Consider the following 26,231-nt stretch of genomic DNA (forward strand, 5'->3'; position numbering starts at 1 on the left):
AAATTTGAATAATGGCAGGTGGTTTCTTTTTTTTCAACAATGAGTTAAAATAAAGAAATTTTTCGAATTATTGAGAAATGGCCCTAAGGCCATTTTTTTGTTTTTATGGAGCACAGATGGATATTCAGGGCATTTTAGAAAAAACTTTGCCGGGTCTGGGCTATGAGCTGGTTAATTATGAGCTGACTGCTCAGGGGGATTTACGCGTCTTTATTGATAAGGCAGAAGGCGGTATTTCCCTGGATGATTGTGTTGCGGTCAGTAATCATTTAAGCCGGGTATTGGCTGTAGAGGATGTGGATTATCAGCGTCTGGAAATTTCCAGCCCGGGCTTAGACCGTCCTTTAACCAAACCGGCAGATTTTACGCGTTTTACCGGGCAACTGGCCAAGATTAAGACACGTTTGCCTATAGACGGGCAAAAGAATTTTATTGGCCGGATTAATGGTATTGATGAAAACGATTTAATCAGTATTACCCTGGAAGAAATTAATGAAGCGCGTCGGGCCAAACGTGCTGCTGTGGCAGCCGGTAAGACAGTTTTAATAGAATGGCAGAATATTGATAAAGCACGTTTAAAACCAGAATTTGATTTTTAAATTGAAATTTCATATTTTTGTAAGCAAAGGCTTACAAGGAGAATTAAATGAGTCGTGAAATTTTACTACTGGCCGAAGCTTTGGCGAGTGAAAAAAATGTAGATACAGAAGTAGTATTCAGCGCGCTGGAATTTGCTCTGGCCAGTGCGGCAAAGAAAAAAACTGAGCGTGAAAATATGGATGTGCGGGTGGTGATTAACCGCAATACCGGCGATTACAGCAGTTTTCGCCGCTGGCTGATTGTGGCTGATGAGGATTATACCTATCCCGATATTCAAAAAACCATTGAAGAGATTCAGGAAGAAATTCCGGGAACTACGCTGCAGATTGGTGAGTATTACGAAGAACCAATCGAAAATGTGGAATTTGGCCGGATTGGCGCACAGACAGCCAAACAGGTTATTTTGCAGCGCATTCGCGATGCAGAACGTGAACAGATTTTAAATGAATTTTTACAGCGTAAAGATAGCCTTGTTCTGGGTACGATTAAGCGTGTGGAACGGCACGGTGCAATCGTAGAAATTGGTCGTCTGGAAGCACTGTTGCCGCGAGATCAGATGATTCCGCGCGAAAACTTCCGTAATGGCGACAGAGTACGGGCTTTGTTTTTACGGGTAGACCAGATTGGTAACCGCAGTCAGGTTATTCTGACACGTACTTCGCGAGAATTCCTGTTAAAACTGTTTGAAATGGAAGTACCGGAAATTGAAGATGGTCTGCTGGAAATTAAGGAAGTAACTCGTGATCCGGGTTTACGTGCCAAAATTGCGGTGAAATCCAATGATGCACGTATTGATCCGCAGGGTACTTGTATTGGTGTACGCGGTTCGCGTGTCAATGCAGTAACGGAAGAGTTAGCAGGTGAGCGTATTGATGTAGTGCTGTGGTCGCCTGAAACTGCACAGTTTGTGATTAATGCACTGAGCCCTGCAGAAGTAACTCGTATTCTGATAGATGAAGATCATCATTCTGTTGATGTGATTGTGGCAGAAGATCAGCTGGCCCTGGCAATCGGACGTGGCGGACAGAATGTACGTCTGGCAGCCGAACTAACAGGCTGGCAGCTGAACATCATGACTGTGGATGAGGCTCAAGAACGCCATGAAGCTGAAGATAAAGCCGTACGTGAGCTGTTTATCAATAACCTGGGTGTTGATGAAAACGTAGCTGAGGTACTGGTTCAGGAAGGCTTTACCAGTCTGGAAGAAGTGGCTTATGTTCCTGTTCAGGAAATGCTGGAAATTGAGGGTTTTGATGAAAGTACGGTAGAAGAATTGCGTAATCGTGCCCGTGATGCCATTTTAACCCTGGCCATTGCCTCTGAAGAGCAGTTAGAACACATGGACGAAGATTTGAAAAATCTGGAAGGTGTTGATCAGGAAATGCTGCATGATCTGGCCAATGAAGGAATTAAAACCCGTGATGATCTGGCTGAATTGTCAGTAGATGAACTGATTGAAATTACAGGCATTGATGAGGAAACCGCCAAGAAAGTGGTGATGGCAGCACGCGCCCACTGGTTTGACGAAGTATGAGGGTACGCGAATGAGTAATCAAATAACTGTAGAACAATTTGCCTCGGAACTGCATTTATCAACCTCAAGGTTGCTGGAACAGTTAGCCGAAGCAGGAGTACACAAACAGGCGGCGTCGGATAAACTGACAGCTGCAGATAAAAAACAGTTGCTGGTTTATTTAAAGCAGTCTAATGGTAGTCAGTCTGCCGGTACCATCACACTGAATCGTAAAAAACCAGCTGAAAAAAGTACTGTTGGCGGTGTTGAAGTTGAAACCCGCCGGCGGCGGCGTATTGCTGTACCGCCGGAAGAACAGGAAGCCAGACAGGCAGAAGAAAAACAGAATCTTCCGCAGCCTGAATCCGAACCGGTGAAAACAGCAGATACTGAGGCTGAAGAACTGGCAAGAAAAGCTGCTGAAGAGCAGGCTGAAGCGCGACGCAGAGAAGAGTCTGCTGCGGCAGCAGCTGCAGAAGCAGCGCGTCTGAAAGCAGCAGCAGCGGCTAGTAAAACCGAACAGAAACCTAAAGTGGAGTCTGTGCAGACAGAAGTGGTAAAACAGGAAGTGAAACAGCAACAGAACGCAGCAGCTCAACCTGCAGAAGTACCTGCTGATAAAAAGCCAGCAGCAGACAAAACTGAGCAGCCTAAATCCAAGCGCAACAACCGTAACCGGAATGCGAAAAAAATTGATTTGGCTGCACTTAAGGCTGAAGCAGCCAAGCCGATTATCAGTCCTGAAGAGCAGGCTCAGCGTGATGAAGAGGCCAGACGTGCTGAAGCTATGCGCGCTCATCGTGAAATGTTACTGAAACAGAAACAGGAACGTCAGGCACGGCGCGAAGCAGCTAAACAGCAGGCTAAGGAAGAAAGTAAAGCAGTTAGTGAGCAGAAAACTGCTGAAGTGCGTTCGGCTAAGCCAACTGAGAAAAAGCCAGTGAGCAGTAATGCACCGAAAGCAGCAGAAAATGTGTCTGAATCGGCAGGCCGGCGTAAAAAGGATGAGCAGCGTCATCAGCGTGAAGACGATATGCCAAAAGGTAAATCAGCGCGCGGTGGTAAAAACCGGCGCTCGGCAGATACGGCTAACTCAGAAGAGGGGCGCAGCAGCAGACGAGGTGGTAAAAAAGGTGGTAAGAAACAGCTTAAACTGGAACCAAATCAGCATGCCTTCCAGGCACCTACTGAGCCTGTAGTTCATGAAGTGCTGGTGCCGGAAACCATCACAGCTGCTGAGCTCGCACATAAAATGGCTGTTAAGGCTGCAGAAGTGATTAAAACTCTGATGAAGATGGGTATGATGGTGACCATCAACCAGTCACTGGATCAGGAAACCGCCCTGATTGTAGTAGAAGAAATGGGGCATATCGGTAAGGCTGCTGCAGCTGATGATCCTGAAGCCTTTCTGGATGAAGATACTACCGTTACTGAGGCTGAAGAATTACCCCGTCCGCCGGTGGTTACTGTGATGGGACATGTAGACCATGGTAAAACATCCTTACTGGACTATATTCGCCGTGCCCGTGTTGTTCAGGGTGAAGCAGGTGGTATTACACAGCATATTGGTGCCTATCATGTGGAAACACCACGCGGTGTAATTACCTTCCTGGATACGCCGGGACATGAAGCATTTACTGCTATGCGTGCCCGCGGTGCACAGGCTACCGATATTGTGATTCTGGTGGTTGCCGCTGATGATGGAGTAATGCCTCAGACTATTGAAGCCATTGCACATGCTAAAGCTGCAAAAGTACCTTTAGTGGTGGCTGTAAATAAGATTGATAAAGAAGGCGCCAATCCTGAACGTATTCGTCAGGAACTGACAGCACATGAAGTCATCCCTGATTCATGGGGTGGTGATGTACAGTTTATTGATGTTTCAGCCAAACAGGGCACCAATATTGATGCATTGCTGGAAGCAGTATTGCTGGAAGCAGATGTTCTGGAGCTGAAAGCACCTGTAGATTCTGCTGCTAAAGGTATTGTTGTCGAGTCTCGTCTGGATAAAGGGCGTGGTGCGGTAGCAACCTTGCTGGTACAAAGCGGTACGTTGCGTAAAGGTGATGTTGTGCTTGCCGGTACAACTTTTGGTCGTGTACGTGCCATGGTAGATGAGAACGGCAAAACCATTACTGATGCCGGTCCGTCTATTCCGGTAGAAATTCTGGGGTTGTCAGATGTACCTAATGCCGGTGAAGATTTTATTGTACTGGCCGATGAGAAAAAAGCACGTGAAATTGCTCTGTTCCGTCAGGGTAAATATCGTGATGTACGACTGGCTAAACAGCAGGCCGCCAAACTGGAAAACATGTTTAATAACATGGGTGAAAATCAGGCGCAAAGCTTGCCGATTATTATTAAAGCAGATGTTCAGGGTTCTTATGAGGCCTTAGCAGGTAGTTTACGTAAACTGTCTACTAATGAAGTACGGGTTGATGTATTGCATAGCGGTGTAGGTGGTGTGACAGAATCTGATGTGAATCTGGCTATCGCCTCTGGCGCAGTTATCATCGGCTTTAATGTACGTGCTGATGCCACTGCACGTAAACTGGCTGAACATGAAGGTATTGAGATCCGGTATTACAATATCATTTATGATGCTATTGATGATGTGAAGGCAGCTTTAAGCGGTATGCTTGCACCAGAACAAAAAGAAAATGTGATTGGTACAGTAGAAATTCGTCAGGTTATTAACGTATCAAAAGTGGGTAATATCGCCGGCTGTATGGTAACCGATGGTTTAATCAAGCGTGATTCTCATGTTCGGTTAATTCGTAATAATGTGGTTGTGCATACAGGTGAACTGGCTTCATTAAAACGCTTTAAAGATGATGTTAAGGAAGTACGTCAAGGCTTCGAATGTGGTCTAATGCTGAAAAACTTCAATGAAATTATGGAAGGTGATCAGCTGGAAGTCTTTGAGGTAGTTGAAGTTGCCCGTAAGCTTTAAAATGATTTAGGGTATAACAGGCAGCCAGAGAAGTTTCCGGCTGCCTGAATTTACTGGCCTGATCACAGAAAGGAATGATTATGCGTAAACCTCAGCGTGGTTATGCTCGTCAGGATCGTGTCAAAGAGCAGATTATGCGTGAACTGGCCGAACTTGTGCGTGTTGGTCTCAAAGATCCGCGTGCCGGTTTTATTACAATTAATGAAGTAGAAGTAACCCGCGATTATAGTCATGCTACTATTTATTACACTGTGCTGGATGACAGTACCCGTGCTGTAACCGAAGAAGCACTGGAACATGCTAAGGGTTATTTGCGTAGCGAACTGGCTCGTCGAATAACTTTATTCCGTACACCTGAGCTGACGTTCATTTATGATGACTCGCTTGAACGAGGTATGAGTATTTCGCATTTGATTGATAAAGTGTCTAAAGAAAAACCGGTTGAAGATTAAATGAAGCTTAAAAAAAGAGGTTGTCCAAGATTGGACAACCTCTTTTTATATTATTTAACCTGATTTATATTATGAATTTAGCGACCATAGTGGACCATTACTGAGGCTTTGGCAATGGCATGACTATTCACTACAAAACCCGCATAACTAGTAGTTGCATCCTCGGGTAAATCAATTTTATCGGTATTCAGAGCATAAACAGTAAAAATATAACGATGGGGCGGATGACCTACTGGCGGATAAAAACCCGAGTAACCTAAAGTTCCGGTCTCGTTACGTAGCTGACGTGTTCCGGCAGGTAAATTCTGCCCTCCTTCTGCACCAGCATTTCTTTTCAGTTCAGTTAAGTCTTTTGGCAGATTAATAGCCATCCAGTGCCACCAGCCTGCACCTCCTGTAGGCGCATCAGGATCATGGCATTGAATTGCAAAACTTTTGGTTTCGGCTGGCGCATTTTCCCAAATTAAAGCAGGAGACTGGTTGTCACGATCACTTTGATAAGAGGAATCAACAGTGTCGCCGTTTTTGAATTCAGGACTGGTTAAAGTAAATGTATTTGGCATTATATTTCTCAATGTCATTAGAAGATAAGATATGTGGTGATTTAATTTTGCTGGATAAGGTTAATTAAGTCAACGCAATGTAAGAATAATAAATAATAATGAAATCAGTTAAAAGGGTTTTAGATTGGTAGCAAAATAATTGCAAACATTAATTTGGCTGATTGATAAACTGTTATAGAATATCAGGCCAGTGATTTGCTCTATTGAGATTATCAAGATGAAAGAAATATTACCTTGGGTATGCATTCCTGGTTTTATGCTGGATGAAACATTATGGGATGATATGAAAGCTAATTTGGCTGAATCCCAGCCGGTATTATGTGCATCACTGGCAAACGGAGACAGTATTGCTGCTATGGCAGAAAATATTGCTGTTTCAGCTCCTGAACGTTTTGTGCTCATTGGTTTTTCGCTTGGCGGCTATGTTGCAAGAACACTGGCCGCCCAGTATCCGCAGCGGGTTGCCGCCCTTGTCTTAATTGCTACTTCATTGCGTGAGGATACACCACAGCAATATGCAGCAAAACAAAATACTTTACAAATTCAGCAGCATTTAAATTTTCGTGGTTTGGGGCATAAAGCTATAATTCAGACGTTGCGACCTGATAATCAAAATAATCAAGAGATGATTAGCAGAATCCGGCAGATGAGTGAACGTTTGGGTTTTGATGTGTTAAGCAGACAATCTTTGCTAAACCGTAAAACTCCGACAGGTCAGAAAATTTCCTGCCCGACTTTGATTATTGCTGCTGCGCAGGATCAGATGCGCTCTATCGATGAAGCTAAGGAGTTGCAGGAATTTATACCTCAGGCTAGTCTGAAAATAATTGAAAATAGCGGGCATATGTTGCCACTGGAGCAACCGGAAATATTAGCTGAAACGATATTCTGCTGGCTCAATCAGCTTTGATGTAATTAAATTTAATTAAAAAAATTCCTGGTTTTATCAGGTAAATATATTAAGCATGCTTACTGATAAATCAAGCGGTTAATTATTGCGTATGACATTTGAATTCTGTGTATTCTGTTCCAGCCATTTTTGTGCTGTAGCTGTATCACTAAAATATCTGGGTCGTTGCAAAGTTAGTAAATTAGCAAGACGTATACCTATACGAATCCAAATATCGTCAACGACAATAGCCGTGCGACCAAAATCATGAGCATGCTGACGAAGAAATCTGAGATGTTCTAAAGCCATATCTATAGTGAAATCTTTCATCTGGCTTAGATCAAGTAACAAATTAGGTAAATGAATGTGTTCAATGGCTTTTAACAAAGCTTTTTCCAGCTGATGAAAGTCTTCTAGTGTAAATTCATTGTATAGTACAACGTCTAAACCATAACTTTTCTGATGGATAGAAATCATATATTTGCCTTTAATGCCCTGAACAATTTATCTTACCTGATTCAGCAGATTTTAAAATATCATACTAATTGATTAATACATTGGCTATGATTCTTGTAAGTCTATTCTGATATTGATTAGAAAATTTTAAAAGCTGTGGTATTGATACAACCAAGCTATAGGTTGATGGGTTTTGTTAGTCAAATTAAATCATCTGTTGGAAACAGAATATATTGCATTTTATTGCCATAAAATAAAACCAGCAGTTTTTAGTACTAAAAACTGCTGGTTTGGTAATGCCAAAGTGTTTTTCTTTATCTTTGAGGAATATTATTCTGATTATTTGTAGTAGTTACAAGTGTGCCTGAAGGTACAAAACGATAGAAAACTTCGCCATCCTGTATATAACCCAGTTTATCCCGGGCCATTTCATTTATTGCATCTTTTCCATCGGCAAGATCTTTAATTTCGGCGGTAAGAGCACGATTACGCTGTATCAGGGTTTCATTACTGGCATTCTGATTTATGACGTTGTTCTCTAAATTCCACATATCGTGCCATCCGCCATGCCCTATCCACAAGTCGTATTGTAAACCTGCCAATGCAAATAACAGTACCCAGGTTACCCACTTCATTTTATTTGCCTATAATATTCCATATCAGAATTAGCTAAGCTGATAAAAAGCTTTTTTACCCGGATAGTAGGCTGCAGAACCAAGTTCTTCTTCAATTCGCAGCAACTGATTATATTTGGCAATACGATCAGAGCGTGAAAGTGAACCAGTTTTAATTTGCATGCAGTTTGTACCTACAGCCAGATCAGCTATGGTGCTGTCTTCGGTTTCGCCAGAGCGATGGCTCATTACGCTGGTATAGCCAAAGCGTTTGGCTAAATCTACTGCTTTAAGTGTCTCGGACAATGTACCAATCTGATTGACCTTAACCAGAAGTGAGTTAGCCAGACCCTGGGCTATACCTTCGCTTAAAATAGCCGGATTGGTGACAAACAGATCATCACCAACCAGCTGTACTTTTTTACCCAGACGTTCTGTCAGAAGTTTCCAGCCTTCCCAGTCATGTTCGCTCATGCCGTCTTCAATAGACACAATAGGGTATTTGTTAATAAGGTCAGTCAGGTAGTCAGCAAACTCGGCACTGGTCAGGCTCAGATTTTCTGCAGTTAATTCATAATTCCCGTTTTTGTAAAATTCACTGGAAGCGCAATCCAGAGCCAGTACGATATCTTTACCAGGAATATAGCCTGCTGCCTCTACAGCAGACAGAATCAGCTGAATGGCTTCTTCATGGCTGGCTAAATCTGGCGCAAAACCGCCTTCATCACCAACACTGGTAGACATACCTTTATCATTACATAATTTTTTCAGATGGTGAAATACTTCAGCGCCACAGCGCAATGCCTGACGAAATGATTCTGCGCCCACCGGCATAATCATGAATTCCTGAATATCAAGGCTATTATTGGCATGTGCACCGCCATTGATAACATTCATCATGGGAACAGGCATGGACATTGGCCCAGCACCGCCTATATAACGATATAGTGGTAAACCGGCATCTTCTGCTGCAGCACGGGCAACTGCCAATGAAACTGCCAGCGTAGCATTGGCTCCAAGGCGACCTTTATTATCAGTACCGTCCAGATCAATCATAATCTGGTCGATATAGCTTTGTTCACTGGCATCAATGCCAATAAGTGCCTGTGCAATTTCATTATTAACATTCTCTACAGCCTGTAATACACCTTTGCCCAAATACCGCTGTTTATCGCCGTCACGCAGTTCCAGTGCTTCTTTTTCACCGGTAGACGCGCCAGAAGGCACGGCAGCTCTGCCCATTACCCCAGATTCAAGCAGAACATCACATTCAACTGTTGGGTTACCGCGTGAATCCAGTATTTCACGCGCAAAGATGTCAATAATTGCACTCATGCAAGTCTCCAGAATTTTAAATTTTATATTGTTATGCGATAAAGACTACAAACAATAATTTTGCCAGTCATCGGGTTGACCAGATGGTTAAACTTTGTATTATACCGGAGGCTGAGTATGAGAAAAGGGTAATTTACACATGATTTTTTGAGCGGTAAATTAAATAGAACAATCAAGTAGCATATGCTTATTATATAAAAGTAAACAAATTGTTTTCTGTTAAAAGTGCTTTGGAGAATCAGCTAAAACTCTCAGGAAGTGATGGTGGCTATATATCAGCTTTATCTGAGATCGGGATTTTAGTAAAGCTCAGGTTTGTATCCGTCAGTGGTTTATAGGCGTAAAGAAAATATTGTTTACTGCTATGGTGTTAGCAAATAGGCCACCTTTTCGGAGATTTTTTTGTATATTTTTGTTTGACAGTTAAGAGTTGATTAGGTATAGTTCGCAACTTCTCTACGGAGAGTTGGCCGAGTGGTCGAAGGCGCTCCCCTGCTAAGGGAGTATACGGGCAAAACCTGTATCAAGGGTTCGAATCCCTTACTCTCCGCCATATTACAAAAAATCCCTGAATTAAATTTCAGGGATTTTTTATTTACTGGTTTTAAAATGAGAGCATGTATCGCTATTGGTAAATATTATTTTAAAATCATTGAGTTATGTCATTACTTGCCATGACATAATACCTACCCCAACTCAAATGGTATTCTTTTTTATATTTTGTCAATAAATCTGATGCTTTTTAGGTATATTTATGTTAAATTATATAATGATTACTATTATCATTTAAATGAATTTAACTAAATAATTTATTTAAATTTTATTATTTTATTAAAATAAATTCGTCAGAGGTCCGTCTTCATTATGCGTAAACTGGTTCACCATTCGTTTTCACTGGCATTACTCTCAACTTTAATATCTCCGTTATATGCTGCAGAAGCAGAACTGGATGATGTAGTGGTAACAGCTTCAGGATTTAAACAACAGGCAAAAAATGCAGCAGCATCAATTACTGTGATTAATGCCAAAGAACTCGAAACTAAGGAATATCACGATGTCACTGATGCTTTGCTGGATGTGCCAGGAGTGGTAGTAACCGGTGGTGGCAGTACGAAAGATATCAGTATCCGTGGGATGTCAGGTGCTTATACTATGTTGCTGATAGATGGCAAACGGGTAAATTCTCGCGGGGTTCGTCCTAATTCTGATGGTCCGGGAATTGAGCAGGGCTGGATGCCACCAATTTCAGCGATTCAGCGGATTGAGGTGATTCGTGGTCCTGCTTCAGCTTTGTATGGATCAGATGCAATGGGTGGGGTGATTAATATCATTACCAAAAAAACAGCTGCTGACTGGACAGGTTCAATTAAAGCAGATGCTACTATACAACAGCATAGTAATAGCGGTAATACCCTGCAAAGCAGCGTTTATGTTTCCGGTCCGTTAATTCAGGACAAATTAGGCATCCGTGTTAATGCAGGATATTCTCACCGCGAAGAAGATAAATTTATTGGCGGCTATAAAGAACAGCGTATGCGCAATGGTGATCTGGTTTTGTCCTGGACACCGGATGATAAAAATACAATTGATTTTGAAGTAAACCGAAGTTTACAGAATCGCAATGGTAAAGTAGGTAAAACAATTGATACAGCACCGCGCAGGGGTGTAAAACCTACAGACGATTACACGCTGTATGATCGCAATCAGTATAGTATTACTCATCGGGGTTACTACGATAAAATCGATACTCAGACATATGTTCAGCGTGAGGAAAATGATAATCCGTCACGTGATATGCACGAAAAAAATACTATTTTTAATACCCAGACTCAGTTTCGCCTGAATAAACATACTTTGAGCATCGGCGGCAGATGGCAACGGGAAGAACTGAATGATACGGGTAACCAGCTTGTTATTAACGGGCGGCGGTTAACTCATCTGGAGCGTGATTCTTGGGCAGTTTTCGGACAGGATGAATGGCGTATCGTACCAACATTTGCACTGACTGGTGCAGCACGACTGGATCATGATGAAAATTATGGTTCTGAGATCACTCCAAAGTTTTATGGTGTATGGACGCCTAATAAAGAATGGACAATAAAGGGTGGTTATTCCCGTGGTTATAAAGCACCTGCACTGCGTGCAGCATCAGATGGCTGGGGGCAGGTAACCGGTGGTGGATATTCTAATGGTATTATTATAGGTAACTCAAATCTGAAACCGGAAAAATCAGATAATTTCGAAATCAGTTTCAACTGGGATAATAACCGTAATCTTTCTGCTGGTTTAACTACTTATTATACAAAGTTTAAAAACAAAATAACGGAAGTACGTACCTGTCAGGGTAAGGCTGGTTCAAATGCCTGTTCTTGGCGTAATGAATATTTTGATTTCATCAGTCAGCGCGAAAATGTGGATAAAGCAGTTTTACGCGGTATAGAAGCAACATTTGGCTGGAAAATTACACCAAAAGTAGACTGGTCTGCGAATTATACCTACACACATAGTGAGCAAAAGAGTGGTCAGTTTAGTGGTAAACCATTAAATGAAATGCCAAAAAATATGTTCAATACAACGCTTAACTGGAATGCGACGGAAAAATTATCTACATGGGCCAGATGGAATTTCCGCAGCAGAACTTCAGATTATCTGTCACGAACCTCAATGGCAATTGGTAAACCATCATATGGTTTTGTAGATACAGGATTGGTATTTAAACCGAAAAAAGATCTAATTTTAAGTGGCGGTATTTATAATATATTTGATAAAAGAGTTGATCAGAAAGATTATGGTCGTACTCTGGATGGGCGCCGTTATAGTATCAGTGCACAAGTTAATTTCTAATCCGAAGTTATTGCTGTTTCAAAATAATTTCTTATTATTAATTTTTGAAAAAGTATAAATCTGCCAGCTTTCAATTATTGAAAGCTGGCAGATTCCTAATGATGAATAGTTATTTAAATTTCTGTATATGAGTACTAAGCAAAAAACATTCTAGTGTTATTCATGCCTTTCACCAATGATTCTTTCAGTTAATAAATAATACTGAGACTAAGTTTTTTGTGAAATAACTTGAAACGTATTTTTGCTAGTAATGGAAGCTATATCCTGCCAGTGACTATTGCGCAAGCCGGCTATGATTTCAGCAATCTGGCGTAAATTATCAGGAGTGTTATTCTGATGCGGCAGAGGAGACATATAAGGTGCATCAGTTTCGATTACTATATGTTGTAAAGGTAGCTTTTCGGCAATGTGCCGAATTTTTTTTGCCTGTGTTCGTAATAATAAAGAACCAACACCAATAAAAAAACCGTGCTTAATCCAAGCCTGTGCTTCTTCCATACTGCCGGAAAAGGCATGAGCAATCCCGCCAAAAGTAAATTGGCAACGTTTAATACTGTGTATGCAAGCATCGGTAGCATGGACGTTATGAATAATGACAGGACGCTGTAGAGATTTGGCTATTCTTAGTTGGGCTTCAAAACAGTTAATCTGCAAATTTTTGTCTGTTGTGTTATTTATTCGTGCAAAATCCAGACCAATTTCTCCCATCATAATATCTGGATGTGTATGTAGTAATGATTCGAGTTGATTGAGTGCAGAATCATTGTGACTGTTGATATACCAGGGATGAATGCCTATTGCCGCATATATGCAAGAGTAAGCTTCTTGCAGTTCGATAGTTGTCAGCCAGTCAGCAGGACTGGTGGCTGGTACGAGAAAATGATCAATATGTTTATCAGCAGCCTGTTGCAGTACTTGGGTTAAATTTTCTGTCAGGGGGCTGTGATTGAGATGGCAGTGGCTGTCAAATAGCATGAAAATAAAAAACACGAGCTTGAGGGCTCGTGTATCTGCTGGTATTAGTTCTGTGATGATTCTTCGCTGCTACTGCTGTGATCAGTTTCAGCTTTTGCAGAGGGGGTTTCTGCGACTTCAGTTGCTGATGCCGGTTTTGCTGTCTGCATAGAGGGATGTTGTTTAGCAATAGCCTGCTCTTCTGGTGAAACTTCACCTTTAAAGCGGTTATTCAAATCAAAACGCTTTCCTCCGCGTGCCAGAGATTTGATATATCGCGGCCGGCGGCAGTGATTGGCCAGAACGCGTGCTATAAGAGCAGGATCATATTGTGGTAATGCAGTAATTAAATCCTGATCAATGCCGATTGCCAATGGTTTAAAATGCTTAAATACATCATATTTGCGATAGATATGTTCGGCAATCATATCAGTTTGCTTTTTTTTGCTCATGGTCTGTACAGCTGATTTCAGGGCTGCACCCAAAGCGGTTTCTTGACTCATAAAGTTACTTCCTTGTGGGTTTATGGCCATTTCAATGAAATAATAATGAATTAAATCATTGATACAGATGATAACTTTGCAGTTATGGCTATAAAAAATATTCAGATATTAGCTTCATCAGATAAATAATGAGCAATATCAGGTGTATTTACGTGAATATCAGCATTTTGTGCACGCTGGCGTAAAGCATGATCCATGAGTACCAAAGCAAGCATTGCTTCAGCAATTGGAGCTGCACGCAGTCCGACACAAGGATCGTGACGACCTTGGGTCGATAGTAAAACCGGCTTGCCATGAATATCTATTGAATGGCGAGGTGTGGCAATGCTGCTGGTTGGTTTGATGGCCAGATTAATGTGTATATCCTGACCACTGCTGATGCCTCCTAATATGCCACCGGCATTATTAGATCTAAATCCTTCAGGTGTCAGCTCATCTCCGTGTTCACTGCCTTTTTGGCGTATACATTCAAAACCTGCACCTATTTCTACGCCTTTAACTGCATTAATGCCCATCATGGCATGAGCTATATCGGCATCAAGACGATCGAAAACCGGTTCACCCAGTCCGACTGGAACATGACGAGCAGTAACATGCAGTTTGGCTCCGATGGAATCACATGCTTTACGTATGCTATCCATATATTGTTCCAGTTCTTGAATCTGGCTTTTATTAGCGACAAAAAAAGGATTATTGTTTATATAGGCATAATCTTCAAAAGAGATATTTTTTTCACCAATCTGGGTGATATGGGCAATTATTTCAGTATTAAAATGCTGACGTAACCATTTTCTGGCTACTGCGCCTGCTGCTACCCGGGCAGCTGTTTCACGAGCTGAGCTACGTCCGCCGCCGCGATAATCTCTGATACCGTATTTATGCCAATATGTGTAGTCCGCATGTCCGGGGCGGAAACTCTGAGCAATATCACTATAATCTTTACTGCGCTGATCAGTATTTCTGATTAATAAAGCTATCGGTGTGCCGGTGGTTTTTCCTTCAAATACGCCGGAAAGAATTTCGACAATATCTGCTTCACGACGCTGAGTAACATGGCGGCTGGTACCGGGTTTACGTCTGTTCAGATCATGCTGAATATCGGCCTCATTTAAAGCCAGTCCCGGCGGACACCCGTCTATGATACAACCAATTGCAGCACCGTGGCTTTCACCAAAGGTGGTAACAGTAAGGATTTGTCCGAAAGTATTGCCGGCCATAAGTTTTACTCTTACATTTTCAGTATCAGAAATAATTTTGCTGTTGAGTTTAGCATGGTTTATACGGTTTAGGCATAATTTGTCTGGCAGTTCGTTTGTTTTTGGCGCAGATGCTTTGATATGGTTATAAATTTACCTTTTTTACCAGAAATTTTTGTCTCTTATCAACAGAAATAAGGATATGATAAGCCTGATAAGTAAAAAATATGTTAAATGGATAGTAAAATTTAATAATGAATCAAATGTAATATTTTTATTTATTGATAGGCTGTTTTTTCTGATCGGTTGTTTTTGCTGCCGGTTTTTCAGGCTGGCCGGCTGGTTCTGTACCGGCTATAACGGGTGGTTCTGATGGTACGGGCTTGGTTCTAATCGGAAAGTTAATTGTCGTACCAAGACCAAAATTGTGATTGCCACCACCAATACCGACTGCCACATTAGAAGGCATGCCAATACTGCATGCTCCAACTAGAAGTAAAGCAATAAGGGAAACGAGTTTTAATCTCATAATTCTCTTCGGATAGAAATATTGTTTTATTATAAATCTTTCTAGTTATCTGGCGAATAAATTTATGGTGTGATTAGTGTAATTTTGTTGCACTTAATACATTAGATAATTTTGTGATATGGAGAGTATAGAATGAAAAATCATTTAACTGAAAGTATCATTATTAATATAGAGAATATCAATATTTTTACTGATTTATATTATTGTTTTATCTATATTTATTAAATATGGCATTAAAAGAATAATTTTTTATTATTATAAATGATGGGGTATTGATAAATTCCCCATCATAGCTCATCTCATCTGCATTTTCATTTACTGAATTGCCATCTTATGCACTTGAATTAGTAACGGTATGTCCCGTTTAGAAAAAAATTGTCAAATGTGCTTATTAGGCCAAACTGCGATCCTGGTTAGTATTGCAATAATTAATTATATGGAGCAATGCTTTTGGCTACATTACTGAGTCCTTGAGCCAGAGCATTAACCATATTATTGTAGCCATTGCCTTGCTGAGGTAGCCGGACATTAAAATTCTGACCTTGTTCATTATTAATACCCTGCCAGCTGCTGTAACCACTGATGTAGATATAACCATCATAGCTACCTTGAAAAGACTGTATATATACAGTTAGTGTGGTTTTAGTTTTATTTTCAGGAGTAAACAGATAGCGAATACTTTGTTTATTAAGTTCATTAGCCAGAGTCTGACTAATTTCATCGCCAAGATCATCAGCCCATAGATGCTGCTGGGCAAAATGCAGAGTTGTCGGACTATCCTGATAAACTAAATTCCCCTGATTAAGGCGCTCAGCCAGTACCACTTTGAGTTGTACCGGAATTCTCTGGCTGCCAGCCGGCAATTGATAGTTACTACCGGGTAGCTGATAGTAAGTAATTGGATTACCGGCACATGCACCAAGCGTCAGACTGACAGCACAGACAAGTGGTAACAAAATTTTCATTATCTGGCTCCTTTTGGTTCCGGATCATGCCCGCGACGGTTAAAAATCAGGGCATTGGGTTGTTGTTTCAGGGTTTTCAGTGTTGGCTGTGCATCTTTCAGGGTGCTGTCAATACTTTTCAGGGTTTGCTGAATATCACCATATAGTGGCGAGGTGCTGGATACACCTTGTAATGTAGTCCGTAATTCTTTCAGCGTAGCCGCCAGCTCAGCAGGTAGTTGCTGAGTTTTATTTTGTGACAACAAACGGTCTGCACTGGCCAGAGTCGTTTTTAATTGCGCCAGTGTCATATCCAGCTGTTTCATGGTGTTTTCTATAGGCAGCTTATTCATTTTGGCTAATAGTGCAGTCAATTGATTCTGGATCATATCAAGTCCGGTATGGGTGCTGCTGATAACGGTATATCCCTGATATTGTGTTACTGGTTTAAACAGTGATTCTCCCGGTTGTGCCTGAGATAAACTAATATACTGATTACCAGTAATCAAATTATCTTTTTCCAGAGATGCAGATAAACCCAGATTAAGTGCCTGCTGGATTTGCTGCTGCCAGATTTTATCGTCCTGTTTGCCGGCATTTATTTCCATACGTCCCGGCTCAATACGTAAACGTACTGGTATCCAGCCATGCTGGAAAAGTTTATGGCTGTCATTTGGGGCAAAGTAAGGTACATCTGCAACAGAACCGATATTAATACCCTGATATTCAACCGGAGCACCAACGCTGAGTCCGCGTACAGACTGCTGGAAGAATACAACATAGTATTGGGCACGATTTGTTGGCAGGTTATCCAGCTCCCGTTCGCTATTGTAGAGAGTAAATTCGGTATTGTTGGCAACAGGATTGCCTTTACCCTCAAACATGGTTTTGAATACGATTGCACCGGAGAGCAGTGCGGGTATGGGAGCTGAATCAATATGTACACCGCCGCCAGAAGCAGTAACCTGCAGGCCGGTCTGCAGCCAGAATTTAACTTTGTCGCCTATCAGGCTGTCATACGGACTATTGATGTAGACCTGATAATGTACACTGTTGTCTTTAGGGTCAAAATAGGCTTTTTCAATTTGTCCGGCACTGATATCTCCGTAAAGTACCGGGCTGCCCGGATTAAGCAGCTTGTCACTGTGGCCTTTCAGACGCAAACGTATACCACTTTGCGATATGGCAGTGACCGGAGGTAAATCAGCAACTGTAAATGTTTCTGCTCTTTCTTTGCTGTGCCCCGGAGTAAAAGCGATATATGAACCGGAAACTAAGGTATTCAGGCCGGTAATACCACTCTGATCTATGCGTGGTTTAACAATCCAGAACTGAGTGTCTTTACGTAGCATATTTTTGACGTCAGCTGTCATCTGCGCTTTGATTTGTACGCCTTTTTCATCCGGGCTGATTCTGATTGCAGTAACTTTACCGACGGTGACGTTCATGACTTTAATGGTAGTCGTGTTAATTTCAAGTCCGTCAGCATCTTTTATATACAAAGTAATTTCCGGCCCTGTATGGCGCAGATGCTGAAAAAGCAGCCATGCCCCGGTTAATAATGCCAGCACCGGAATAATCCACACCAGTACGTTAAAGGGTGGATTACGTTTTACTGTGGCAGTTGCCTGCGGCGTCTGATTATCAGATTGGCTCATGATGAGAATGCCTTTTACTGCTGTTTTTATAATGAGGTTTATGGTGTTTTCTTTGTTGTACTGCTTCATCCCAGAGTAAACGCGGGTCGAAACTCAGTGCAGAAACCATGGTCAGGATGACAACTGCACAAAAATAAATGGTGGCAGCACCCGGGGTTACATTGGCCAGTGGTGTGGAAAATGCCGACATGAGAATGATAACGACAAATATATCAATCATTGACCAACGCCCGATTGATTCGGTAATGCGGTAGAGTATGGTTAATTTGTGTGCAGACATTAATGGACGGTAAGCAGCAGAATACAGTAAAACCAGCATAGAAATAATTTTCAATATGGGAATGGCCATACTGGCACTAAATATAACAACTGCAATTAAAACGTCACCATCATTCCACATGTATTCTATACCATCAAGAATGGTACTAGAAAGATTGGTGCCCGGCGAGCGGGTAATCATCATCGGCAATAAATTAGCCGGTATATAGAAAATAATGGCTGCCAGCAGAAAGGCCATACTAATGCTCAGACTTAACGGTTTACGGCGGCTCAGATACGAACCGCAAACGCTGCATACATTCAGGCTGGCTGGTTGCTCAAAAAGACAATAATTACAGTTGATGGTATCAGCACTATTGTTCTGTAAAACAGGATCATTGCCGGTAAGGCGCTGTATCTGATAAAAAATCCAGTGTTCAGGTACACCCTGAGAAGTGCGGATAAGTAAAATGGCCAGTACCATCATCAGCCAGAAAGCAAGTCCGAAATGAATTTGTGCCATACCACTGATTTTAATATAAGCTACCAGTGTGGCAATATAAAATACATCGACCATAATCCAGTGGCGCAGACGAACCAGTGTACGGGTAGCGTATAGCATACCGGGTAATATCTGCCGGTAGCGCAAACCTGTGTATACGTACAGACACAATAACAGAAACAGTACCGGCGAACCAAAAGTTAACAGGAACATGACTTCCGCCAGCAAAGAATAATCCTGCTGGGCCAGTGTCTCAACCATATACGGAATAGTTAGCTCTACATGTATGCCAAGTAAATCTATGCTCATGTATAACTGTGTATACACAATTAACATGATAATTAATGAAGCAATAGCATAAGCTGTTGGCGTATCCAGTGGATGATGTTCAATTCTGACCAGATGCTGCCTGCAACGGGGGCAATGAGCATATTCGCCGGGAGTCAGCGAAGGAATAGACAGAGAAAGACCACAGCAGGGGCAGCCAACATGATGTGCCGGCAGGCTGCCATCTGGCAAGTCAGTTAATGAAGTTTGCGCCTGTTGTGTGGAACGGTAGCTCAAGATATCAAATTTCAATTATAAAAATAGCTATATAAAAATAACTTAACAGAGATATAAATTCTCTGTTAAGTTCAATATACGTAATTTAATGATAATGTGCAATTATCTTATAACGCAGCAAGTACGGCATCACCCATCTGGCTGCATGAAATACGCGTACAACCTTCTTCAAATATATCACTTGTCCGCAAACCTTGTGCCAGCACTTTGCCTACAGCTGCTTCGATTCGCTGAGCTGCATCTTCGTTATTCAGGCTGTAACGTAAAAGCATCGCTAAAGAAAGTATAGTAGCCAGTGGATTAGCCAGATTCTGACCGGCAATATCAGGAGCAGAACCATGGGAGGGTTCATACATGCCCTTACCGGTTTCATTAAGAGAAGCGGAGGGCAGCATACCAATAGAGCCGGAAAGCATTGAAGCCTGATCAGAAAGAATATCACCGAAGATGTTGCCTGTTACGATAACGTCAAATTGCTTAGGTGCTTTAACCAGTTGCATGGCGGCGTTGTCTACGTACATATGGCTAACACTGACATCAGGATAATCTTTACTCATTTCTGTAATGATTTCACGCCATAATTCTGTTGTTTCCAGAACATTGGCTTTATCGACGGAACAAAGTTTTTTGTTGCGTTTTTGTGCTGCTTCAAACGCAATTTTACCGATACGGCGAATTTCACTCTCACTGTAACGCATGGTGTTGATACCTTCGCGTTCACCGTTAGCTAATGTATGAATTCCGCGCGGTTCGCCAAAATAAATATCGCCGGTTAATTCACGCACAATAAGAATATTCAGTCCGGAAACTACTTCCGGTTTTAATGTAGAAGCATTGGCCAGTTCTGGATAGAGGATTGCCGGACGCAGATTGCCAAAAAGATTGAGGTCTTTGCGTATGGCCAGCAGACCGCGTTCGGGGCGTAAAGAACGTTCCAGTTTATCGTATTGAGGACCGCCGACTGCGCCAAGCAATACTGCATCTGCCTGACGACAGATATTCTGAGTAAATTCAGGGTAGGGATGTCCGTATTCATCATAGGCTGCTCCGCCCAATGGTGCATACTGATAATCTGCATCCAGCCCCTCTGCAATCAGTTTATCCAGAACGCGTACGGTTTGTCCGATGATTTCCGGTCCGATACCGTCACCGGGAAGAATAGCAATATGTTTGCTCATTTTATTCTTTCTGCTTATCGATTAATGACTGATAATTTTGAGTTGTCAGTTAGTTTTTCAGATTATAAATGATTGAAAATTTATGATTCAGTCAGGACTGATACAGCCATGGTTGTTGTTGCTTATGTTTATTTTCATATGCTTTGATAGCATCAGCGTGTTGTAATGTCAGTCCGATTTCATCCAGACCGTTGAGCAGACAGTGTTTGCGGTGTTCAGTAATCTCAAAATGATAATGTTTTCCGTCCGGCGTGTTAACAGTTTGTTCCGGCAGATTAATATTTAGCTGATAACCTTCGTTAGCTGTCACATCGTGAAATAAGAGATCAACGATTTCTTCAGGCAGAACGATAGGTAATAAGCCATTTTTGTAGCAGTTATTGAAAAAGATATCAGCAAAAGAAGGTGCAATAATGGCACGGAAGCCATAATCATCCAGAGCCCAGGGAGCGTGCTCACGGCTGGAGCCGCAACCGAAGTTTTTCCGTGTGAGCAGAATATGCGCGCCCTGATAACGTGGCTGATTAAGCACAAAGTCTGGATTTAGCGGACGTTTACTGTTATCCATACCTGGCTCACCATGATCCAGATAACGCCATTCATCAAATGCATTCGGCCCGAAGCCGCTGCGTTTAATGGATTTAAGAAATTGTTTGGGAATGATTGCATCAGTATCTACATTAGCGCGGTCAAGAGGCGCTACGAGTGCAGTAAGAGTAGTAAAAGATTTCATGCGGTATTTTAGTATTTTGTAGTTTATGATTGAATTTTATGCAAGCCCTTTCGGGCTTGCATGCAGTTACATTTCTGAACGTACGTTGTCAGAAGCATTACTTACAGCCTGACCGCCGGCAGAAATATCGCGGCCTACACCGGAAACAGTATGACAACCGGCCAGAAAACCAACAATAGCAAGACTCAAAAGCATTAATTTTTTCATGATTTTATCCTTGTATTGTTATCTGTTGGCAGCATTGGATAAATGTTGACCACCAGCTTTGACATCCTGTCCCACACCGTGAATTGTGTGGCAACCAGTAACTACGGCCATAACCATTGCAGCAATTAACAACATTTTTTTCATACCGTACTCCTTCAACAAAGATAAATATTAACAAATTCAATCAGAACTACATGCTTATCATGCACGTGCTGGCTTAAAACTGCAAGTTATTCACTTTATATCTGTCGCACATCGGTAAAATGTCCGGCAATGGCAGCAGCCGCTGCCATTGCCGGACTAACCAGATGAGTACGTCCGCCGTTGCCCTGTCTGCCTTCAAAATTTCGGTTAGACGTTGAGGCACAGCGCTCCTGCGGCTGTAAGCGGTCTGCATTCATGGCCAGACACATTGAACAACCCGGTTCACGCCACTCAAATCCGGCTGCTGTAAAGATTTTATCCAGTCCTTCTGCTTCTGCCTGCTGCTTAACCAGACCGGAACCGGGTACAATCAATACCCTTTTTACATTATCTGCTTTGTGATGTCCTTCTGCGACACTGGCAGCAATACGTAGGTCTTCAATTCGTCCGTTTGTACAGGAACCAATAAAAACAACATCTACCGGAATCTCGTTAACTGGGGTACCGGCTGTTAATCCCATATATTGCAGTGCGCGCTGCATACCTTCCCGTTTAACTGGATCAGTTTCAGCAGCCGGGTCTGGTACTTGCTGATTGACTGCAATCACCATTTCGGGCGATGTTCCCCATGTTACCTGTGGTTCTATATCAGCAGCATTAAAGTGGTAGGTTTTATCAAAATGTGCGCCTTCATCGGATACTAAAGTGTGCCAGTAGCTGACAGCCTGATCCCACAGCTCACCCTGAGGTGCAAAATGACGGTTTTTAATGTAATCAATAGTTGTCTGGTCGACAGCAACCAGACCGGAGCGGGCACCGGCCTCAATGGCCATGTTGCATAAGGTCATGCGGCCTTCCATAGAAAGATTACGAATAGTCTCGCCGCCAAATTCAATTGCATAGCCTGTACCGCCGGCTGTGCCAATTTGCCCGATAATATATAAAGCAATATCTTTGGCTGTGATACCTGTTTTGAGGGCGCCATCGATTTTAATCAGCATGGTTTTTGATTTTTTCGCAGTAATACACTGTGTTGCCATCACGTGCTCTACTTCTGATGTGCCAATACCATGAGCAAGCGCACCGAATGCACCATGTGTAGAGGTGTGTGAATCACCGCATACTACAGTCATCCCGGGTAAAGTTGCTCCCTGTTCAGGTCCGACAACATGCACAATACCCTGATTGATATTTTTAAACGGATAATATTTTTCTACACCGAATTCGCGAATATTTTTATCCAGTGTATTGACCTGAAGTTTGGATATCGGGTCAGTAATTCCTTCGTCCCAGTGATCGGTCGGTGTGTTATGGTCAGCAGTGGCCACAATGCTTTGTTCACGCCAGAGCGGACGGTGAGCAAGTTTCAGTCCCTCAAAAGCCTGCGGACTGGTTACTTCATGTACAAGATGGCGGTCAATATAAAGTAAAACTGTACCATCAGCCTGTTCTTGGACAATATGGCTATTCCACAGTTTTTCATACAAGGTTTGTGCATTCATTGTAGTAGCTTTGTTTTGTTATGTTTTATGTGTGATGCATCTTAATACTGTTAAGGTGGTTTTACAAGTATTTTGTCTAAAAAATAAAATTTTGGACTAAAATAAGCAAAATTATTGAATAATTTAGACTAAATGTCTAATTTGCTTGTTTGAATGCTCTATAAATCATTTGATTTAAGCTGGTTAATCTGAATCATGTGTGGTGAAGACTATAGATAATAGTTGCTGTTTTATAAAGATTAGAAGTTACTGGTTTCAAGCTGGCTGGCACTTTTTCAAATAATAGTAAGCGATGCTTTTATCTGGATATCTGTGTTAACTTAATAAAATGTGTTTATATATTCGGTAGTAATCAGAAAAAAGTATGTACAAAGGATAGTTTATCTGTTGATATCTAAATTTTTATATTAAAAAATTAATATTTTCATTGTGTTATATTCTTATGACTGGTTTGGTTTATATTTATGGCTGCCTGCTTGAATCTGTCTGAAAATAAAACCTTTAGTTCAGCCAAACTTAAAAAGAATACCCTCTGAACCGGCAAAATTATATAGAATACCGCATGTGCAGCAAAAATGCTGGGTATGAATGTAGAAAGGAATGAAATATGAGTTTACCTGATGTAGCCTCAGCGCATCGTGAAGAATTGCAGGATTTTGAACGTGCAATTTTAGCCAGTCAAACACAGATTGAATCATGGTTTCGTGCTCAATGGCGACATCACCACGCTCCTTTTTACGGTTCTGTGGATATTCGTAACAGCGGATATAAATTAGCCAGCATAGATATGAATCTGTTTCCGGGCGGATTTAATAATCTGAATCCCGTTTTTCTTCCACTGGCATCAGTAGCAGCACAGGATGCCGTAGAACGTGCCTGTGCAGATGCACAATCAGTTTTACTGATCCCCGAAAATCATACGCGCAACACTTTTTATTTACAAAATGTCTATGCGCTGTATTCTATCTTGCGCCATGTCGGATTAGATGTTCGTATCGGAACCCTGAATCCTGAGATTACAGAGGTTACCACGCTGGAAACAGCGCTGGGTGATCACATTACGCTGGAACCGGTACAGCGACAGGGCAATCTTTTACAGCTGGCCGACGGTTTCACCCCTTGCATGATTCTCCTGAATAATGATTTATCTGGCGGTGTGCCGGAAATATTGCAGGGTTTGGAGCAAACATTATTGCCTCCGTTAAAAGCAGGGTGGACTACAAGGCGTAAAAGTACACATTTTCAGGCCTATAATCAGGTAGCTTCTGAGTTTGCACAATTAGTAGGTATAGATGAGTGGACAATTAATCCCTACTTCGAAGTATGCAGTGGTCTGGATTTTACCAGTCATGAAGGAGAAAACCGGCTGGCTGAAACTGTAGAAAGATTATTGCAGCGTATTCAGCACAAATACGATGAATTAGGTATTCAGGATAAACCATTTGTTATTGTTAAAGCCGATGCCGGTACTTATGGTATGGGTGTCATGAGTGTGCATTCTGCTGAAGAAGTACGCGGTTTAAATCGTAAAAAACGCAATAAAATGGCTAAAATCAAAGAAGGCCTGGAAGTAAGTGAAGTAATTGTACAGGAAGGAATTTATACTTATGAAACGCTGAATGGGGCAACAGCCGAACCAGTGGTATATATGATGGACCGGTTTGTCATTGGTGGTTTTTACCGGGTACATCAGGATCGCGGACCGGATGAAAATCTGAATGCTGTTGGTATGCATTTTGTACCATTACAATGCAATATTGCTTCTCTGGATACTCAGAGCGCTGAAGAAGCAGCCAGTAAACGGGAATTTAAACCATGGGAACAGCTGGGCATACCGCAAACAGAAAATGTCACTCAGGCCAGAGATTGCGAAAGTATCCGTTTATATGTTTACGGAGTGCTGGCCAGACTGTCACTTCTGGCCGCTGCCATTGAGTTGGAAAATATGTCTGAACCGGCGGTTTAATTTATCCAGATTGATTAAATGATTTGCTGAATGTTAAAAGTATGACAACCGGCCTCAGTATTAATAAAAATTTATTTTTAAAGTAAGTGTTTATAATGAAAAAAATTCGTGTTTTAACTGGTGTAACGCCAAGCGGAGTTCCGCACCTGGGTAATTACGTAGGGGCAATTCGTCCGGCAATACAAGCAAGTATGAACTCAGAAGTAGAATCTTTTCTGTTTTTATCTGATTATCATGCGTTGATTAAATGTCATGAACCTGAAAAAGTACATGAATCTGCCAAAGCAGTAGCAGCAACCTGGCTTGCCTGCGGTCTTGATCCGGAACGGACAACTTTTTATCGTCAGACTGATATTCCTGAAGTAATGGAGTTGAACTGGATACTTACCTGTAATACAGCCAAAGGCCTGATGAACAGGGCACATGCCTATAAAGCTGCGGTACAGGAAAATGCAGAAAAAGGGCAGGAAGATCCGGATCACGGAGTTGAAATGGGGCTGTTCTGTTATCCGATGCTGATGAGTGCGGATATACTGATGTTTAATGCGGATAAAGTACCGGTAGGACGTGATCAGATTCAGCATCTTGAAATGGCGCGCGATATTGCCGGTCGATTTAATCATCGTTATAAACCGTTATTTACGTTACCGGAAGCTCAAATTGATGACAACGTTGAAACTCTGGTAGGGCTGGACGGCCGGAAGATGAGCAAAAGTTATGGTAATACCATTCCATTATTTGAGTCTGAGAAAAAATTGCAGAAAGCTGTTAATAAAATTGTTACCAATCTGAAAGAACCCGGTGAAGCCAAACAACCGGATGAAAGTCCGCTGTTTGATATTTATAAGGCATTTGCGACTCCGGCAGAAACTTTACAGTTTACTCAGATGCTGGCTGACGGGCTGGCCTGGGGTGAGGCTAAAAAAATTCTGGCTGCAAAAATTAATGAAGAACTGGCTGAAAAACGTGAACGTTTCGAGCAGCTTAACGCACAACCATCCTTAATTGAGGATATTTTGCAAGCTGGAGCAGTAAAAGCACGTCAGACAGCAAAACCTTTTCTGGAAGCGGTACGTGAAGCTGTGGGTATTCGCTCACTTAAATAAATAATGTGGTAATTATCCGGACGGGAATAATTTTATCCTGGCCGGATAAAAATTCTAACAGGTAAATT

At 41.9% G+C, this 26,231-nt stretch carries 24 protein-coding genes and 1 tRNA gene; 9 read left to right on the forward strand and 16 right to left on the reverse strand.

Annotated elements, in window-relative coordinates:
- The first annotated feature begins 116 nt into the window (after window positions 1-116).
- The 4 genes from rimP to rbfA all read left to right on the forward strand — a co-directional run bounded on the left by rimP (window position 117) and on the right by rbfA (window position 5,518).
- Complete coding sequence (rimP, locus tag H3U82_RS02300) at window positions 117-599, forward strand: ribosome maturation factor RimP (RefSeq protein ID WP_084585112.1); 483 nt, start codon at window positions 117-119, stop codon at window positions 597-599.
- A 47-nt stretch (window positions 600-646) separates the two neighbouring features.
- Window positions 647-2,134: a transcription termination factor NusA gene (gene nusA / locus H3U82_RS02305; RefSeq protein ID WP_037392462.1), complete on the forward strand. Its 1,488-nt coding sequence runs from the start codon at window positions 647-649 to the stop codon at window positions 2,132-2,134.
- Between the two features lie 10 nt (window positions 2,135-2,144).
- The gene (gene infB, locus H3U82_RS02310; RefSeq protein ID WP_198209001.1) at window positions 2,145-5,066 is read left to right on the forward strand and encodes a translation initiation factor IF-2; all 2,922 of its coding nucleotides are present in this window, start codon (window positions 2,145-2,147) and stop codon (window positions 5,064-5,066) included.
- 80 nt (window positions 5,067-5,146) lie between these two features.
- A complete protein-coding gene (gene rbfA / locus H3U82_RS02315; RefSeq protein ID WP_025330989.1) occupies window positions 5,147-5,518 on the forward strand; it encodes a 30S ribosome-binding factor RbfA in 372 nt (123 codons plus the stop codon).
- Between the two features lie 77 nt (window positions 5,519-5,595).
- Here the strand turns inward: rbfA and H3U82_RS02320 are convergent, their stop codons facing one another.
- Entirely contained in the window at window positions 5,596-6,081 is a 486-nt protein-coding gene (locus H3U82_RS02320) for a YbhB/YbcL family Raf kinase inhibitor-like protein (RefSeq protein WP_198209003.1), read from the reverse strand.
- A 217-nt stretch (window positions 6,082-6,298) separates the two neighbouring features.
- On the opposite strand from H3U82_RS02320, the gene H3U82_RS02325 reads away from it, so the two are divergent.
- Window positions 6,299-6,991, forward strand: a complete 693-nt coding sequence (locus H3U82_RS02325; RefSeq protein ID WP_198209006.1) for an alpha/beta fold hydrolase — start codon at window positions 6,299-6,301, stop codon at window positions 6,989-6,991.
- Window positions 6,992-7,069: 78 nt separating this feature from the next.
- On the opposite strand, the gene H3U82_RS02330 is transcribed toward H3U82_RS02325, so the two are convergent.
- The 3 genes from H3U82_RS02330 to eno form a co-directional block, all read right to left on the reverse strand.
- The gene (locus H3U82_RS02330) at window positions 7,070-7,447 is read right to left on the reverse strand and encodes an STAS/SEC14 domain-containing protein (protein ID WP_198209008.1); all 378 of its coding nucleotides are present in this window, start codon (window positions 7,445-7,447) and stop codon (window positions 7,070-7,072) included.
- Window positions 7,448-7,740: 293 nt separating this feature from the next.
- Window positions 7,741-8,061 (reverse strand): cell division protein FtsB, encoded by a 321-nt coding sequence (gene ftsB / locus H3U82_RS02335; RefSeq protein ID WP_198209010.1) that lies wholly within the window; start codon window positions 8,059-8,061, stop codon window positions 7,741-7,743.
- Between the two features lie 30 nt (window positions 8,062-8,091).
- Window positions 8,092-9,375 carry a phosphopyruvate hydratase gene (gene eno, locus H3U82_RS02340; protein ID WP_198209012.1) on the reverse strand — a complete coding sequence of 428 codons (1,284 nt, stop codon included), beginning with the start codon at window positions 9,373-9,375 and terminating at the stop codon, window positions 8,092-8,094.
- Between the two features lie 460 nt (window positions 9,376-9,835).
- Between eno and H3U82_RS02345 the strand changes: the two genes are divergently transcribed.
- Window positions 9,836-9,928 (forward strand) — tRNA-Ser (locus H3U82_RS02345).
- Window positions 9,929-10,239: 311 nt separating this feature from the next.
- Window positions 10,240-12,219, forward strand: coding sequence for a ligand-gated channel protein (locus H3U82_RS02350; protein ID WP_198209014.1), 1,980 nt, complete (start codon window positions 10,240-10,242; stop codon window positions 12,217-12,219).
- 207 nt (window positions 12,220-12,426) lie between these two features.
- Here the strand turns inward: H3U82_RS02350 and H3U82_RS02355 are convergent, their stop codons facing one another.
- The 12 genes from H3U82_RS02355 to leuC form a co-directional block, all read right to left on the reverse strand.
- Window positions 12,427-13,194: a TatD family hydrolase gene (locus H3U82_RS02355; protein ID WP_198209016.1), complete on the reverse strand. Its 768-nt coding sequence runs from the start codon at window positions 13,192-13,194 to the stop codon at window positions 12,427-12,429.
- 44 nt (window positions 13,195-13,238) lie between these two features.
- The gene (locus tag H3U82_RS02360; protein ID WP_025330981.1) at window positions 13,239-13,676 is read right to left on the reverse strand and encodes a ProQ/FINO family protein; all 438 of its coding nucleotides are present in this window, start codon (window positions 13,674-13,676) and stop codon (window positions 13,239-13,241) included.
- Window positions 13,677-13,777: 101 nt separating this feature from the next.
- Window positions 13,778-14,893 carry a chorismate synthase gene (gene aroC, locus H3U82_RS02365; RefSeq protein WP_084585107.1) on the reverse strand — a complete coding sequence of 372 codons (1,116 nt, stop codon included), beginning with the start codon at window positions 14,891-14,893 and terminating at the stop codon, window positions 13,778-13,780.
- Between the two features lie 253 nt (window positions 14,894-15,146).
- A complete protein-coding gene (locus H3U82_RS02370) occupies window positions 15,147-15,401 on the reverse strand; it encodes a hypothetical protein (protein ID WP_084564498.1) in 255 nt (84 codons plus the stop codon).
- A gap of 428 nt (window positions 15,402-15,829) precedes the next feature.
- Complete coding sequence (locus H3U82_RS02375; protein ID WP_025330978.1) at window positions 15,830-16,366, reverse strand: membrane integrity-associated transporter subunit PqiC; 537 nt, start codon at window positions 16,364-16,366, stop codon at window positions 15,830-15,832.
- Window positions 16,366-18,003 (reverse strand): intermembrane transport protein PqiB, encoded by a 1,638-nt coding sequence (pqiB, locus tag H3U82_RS02380; RefSeq protein WP_198209018.1) that lies wholly within the window; start codon window positions 18,001-18,003, stop codon window positions 16,366-16,368. Before pqiB ends, H3U82_RS02375 begins: the two co-directional genes overlap by 1 nt.
- A complete protein-coding gene (locus tag H3U82_RS02385; protein WP_100125981.1) occupies window positions 17,990-19,327 on the reverse strand; it encodes a paraquat-inducible protein A in 1,338 nt (445 codons plus the stop codon). Before H3U82_RS02385 ends, pqiB begins: the two co-directional genes overlap by 14 nt.
- Window positions 19,328-19,434: 107 nt before the next feature.
- The gene (gene leuB / locus H3U82_RS02390; protein WP_037392326.1) at window positions 19,435-20,505 is read right to left on the reverse strand and encodes a 3-isopropylmalate dehydrogenase; all 1,071 of its coding nucleotides are present in this window, start codon (window positions 20,503-20,505) and stop codon (window positions 19,435-19,437) included.
- A gap of 91 nt (window positions 20,506-20,596) precedes the next feature.
- Entirely contained in the window at window positions 20,597-21,238 is a 642-nt protein-coding gene (leuD, locus tag H3U82_RS02395) for a 3-isopropylmalate dehydratase small subunit (RefSeq protein ID WP_100125930.1), read from the reverse strand.
- Between the two features lie 66 nt (window positions 21,239-21,304).
- Window positions 21,305-21,445: an entericidin A/B family lipoprotein gene (locus tag H3U82_RS02400; RefSeq protein WP_051506459.1), complete on the reverse strand. Its 141-nt coding sequence runs from the start codon at window positions 21,443-21,445 to the stop codon at window positions 21,305-21,307.
- A gap of 18 nt (window positions 21,446-21,463) precedes the next feature.
- Window positions 21,464-21,589 (reverse strand): entericidin A/B family lipoprotein, encoded by a 126-nt coding sequence (locus tag H3U82_RS02405; protein WP_078474712.1) that lies wholly within the window; start codon window positions 21,587-21,589, stop codon window positions 21,464-21,466.
- 95 nt (window positions 21,590-21,684) lie between these two features.
- A complete protein-coding gene (gene leuC / locus H3U82_RS02410; protein ID WP_198209020.1) occupies window positions 21,685-23,091 on the reverse strand; it encodes a 3-isopropylmalate dehydratase large subunit in 1,407 nt (468 codons plus the stop codon).
- Between the two features lie 607 nt (window positions 23,092-23,698).
- Between leuC and gshA the strand changes: the two genes are divergently transcribed.
- On the forward strand, window positions 23,699-25,057 hold the full coding sequence (gshA, locus tag H3U82_RS02415) for a glutamate--cysteine ligase (protein WP_084548020.1): 1,359 nt from the start codon (window positions 23,699-23,701) through the stop codon (window positions 25,055-25,057).
- A gap of 95 nt (window positions 25,058-25,152) precedes the next feature.
- The gene (trpS, locus tag H3U82_RS02420; RefSeq protein ID WP_198209022.1) at window positions 25,153-26,163 is read left to right on the forward strand and encodes a tryptophan--tRNA ligase; all 1,011 of its coding nucleotides are present in this window, start codon (window positions 25,153-25,155) and stop codon (window positions 26,161-26,163) included.
- Window positions 26,164-26,231 lie beyond the last annotated feature (68 nt).

Origin of the sequence: Snodgrassella sp. W8132 (genome assembly GCF_016100865.1) — a bacterium.
Lineage (GTDB): Bacteria > Pseudomonadota > Gammaproteobacteria > Burkholderiales > Neisseriaceae > Snodgrassella > Snodgrassella alvi.

Coding starts and splice junctions, on each gene's coding strand:
- rimP (WP_084585112.1), top strand. CDS start 117: ATGGATATTCAGGGCATTTTAGAAAAAACTTTGCCGGGTCTGGGCTAT.
- nusA (WP_037392462.1), top strand. CDS start 647: ATGAGTCGTGAAATTTTACTACTGGCCGAAGCTTTGGCGAGTGAAAAA.
- infB (WP_198209001.1), top strand. CDS start 2,145: ATGAGTAATCAAATAACTGTAGAACAATTTGCCTCGGAACTGCATTTA.
- rbfA (WP_025330989.1), top strand. CDS start 5,147: ATGCGTAAACCTCAGCGTGGTTATGCTCGTCAGGATCGTGTCAAAGAG.
- H3U82_RS02320 (WP_198209003.1), bottom strand. CDS start 6,081: ATGCCAAATACATTTACTTTAACCAGTCCTGAATTCAAAAACGGCGAC.
- H3U82_RS02325 (WP_198209006.1), top strand. CDS start 6,299: ATGAAAGAAATATTACCTTGGGTATGCATTCCTGGTTTTATGCTGGAT.
- H3U82_RS02330 (WP_198209008.1), bottom strand. CDS start 7,447: ATGATTTCTATCCATCAGAAAAGTTATGGTTTAGACGTTGTACTATAC.
- ftsB (WP_198209010.1), bottom strand. CDS start 8,061: ATGAAGTGGGTAACCTGGGTACTGTTATTTGCATTGGCAGGTTTACAA.
- eno (WP_198209012.1), bottom strand. CDS start 9,375: ATGAGTGCAATTATTGACATCTTTGCGCGTGAAATACTGGATTCACGC.
- H3U82_RS02350 (WP_198209014.1), top strand. CDS start 10,240: ATGCGTAAACTGGTTCACCATTCGTTTTCACTGGCATTACTCTCAACT.
- H3U82_RS02355 (WP_198209016.1), bottom strand. CDS start 13,194: ATGCTATTTGACAGCCACTGCCATCTCAATCACAGCCCCCTGACAGAA.
- H3U82_RS02360 (WP_025330981.1), bottom strand. CDS start 13,676: ATGAGTCAAGAAACCGCTTTGGGTGCAGCCCTGAAATCAGCTGTACAG.
- aroC (WP_084585107.1), bottom strand. CDS start 14,893: ATGGCCGGCAATACTTTCGGACAAATCCTTACTGTTACCACCTTTGGT.
- H3U82_RS02370 (WP_084564498.1), bottom strand. CDS start 15,401: ATGAGATTAAAACTCGTTTCCCTTATTGCTTTACTTCTAGTTGGAGCA.
- H3U82_RS02375 (WP_025330978.1), bottom strand. CDS start 16,366: ATGAAAATTTTGTTACCACTTGTCTGTGCTGTCAGTCTGACGCTTGGT.
- pqiB (WP_198209018.1), bottom strand. CDS start 18,003: ATGAGCCAATCTGATAATCAGACGCCGCAGGCAACTGCCACAGTAAAA.
- leuB (WP_037392326.1), bottom strand. CDS start 20,505: ATGAGCAAACATATTGCTATTCTTCCCGGTGACGGTATCGGACCGGAA.
- leuD (WP_100125930.1), bottom strand. CDS start 21,238: ATGAAATCTTTTACTACTCTTACTGCACTCGTAGCGCCTCTTGACCGC.
- H3U82_RS02400 (WP_051506459.1), bottom strand. CDS start 21,445: ATGAAAAAATTAATGCTTTTGAGTCTTGCTATTGTTGGTTTTCTGGCC.
- H3U82_RS02405 (WP_078474712.1), bottom strand. CDS start 21,589: ATGAAAAAAATGTTGTTAATTGCTGCAATGGTTATGGCCGTAGTTACT.
- leuC (WP_198209020.1), bottom strand. CDS start 23,091: ATGAATGCACAAACCTTGTATGAAAAACTGTGGAATAGCCATATTGTC.
- gshA (WP_084548020.1), top strand. CDS start 23,699: ATGAGTTTACCTGATGTAGCCTCAGCGCATCGTGAAGAATTGCAGGAT.
- trpS (WP_198209022.1), top strand. CDS start 25,153: ATGAAAAAAATTCGTGTTTTAACTGGTGTAACGCCAAGCGGAGTTCCG.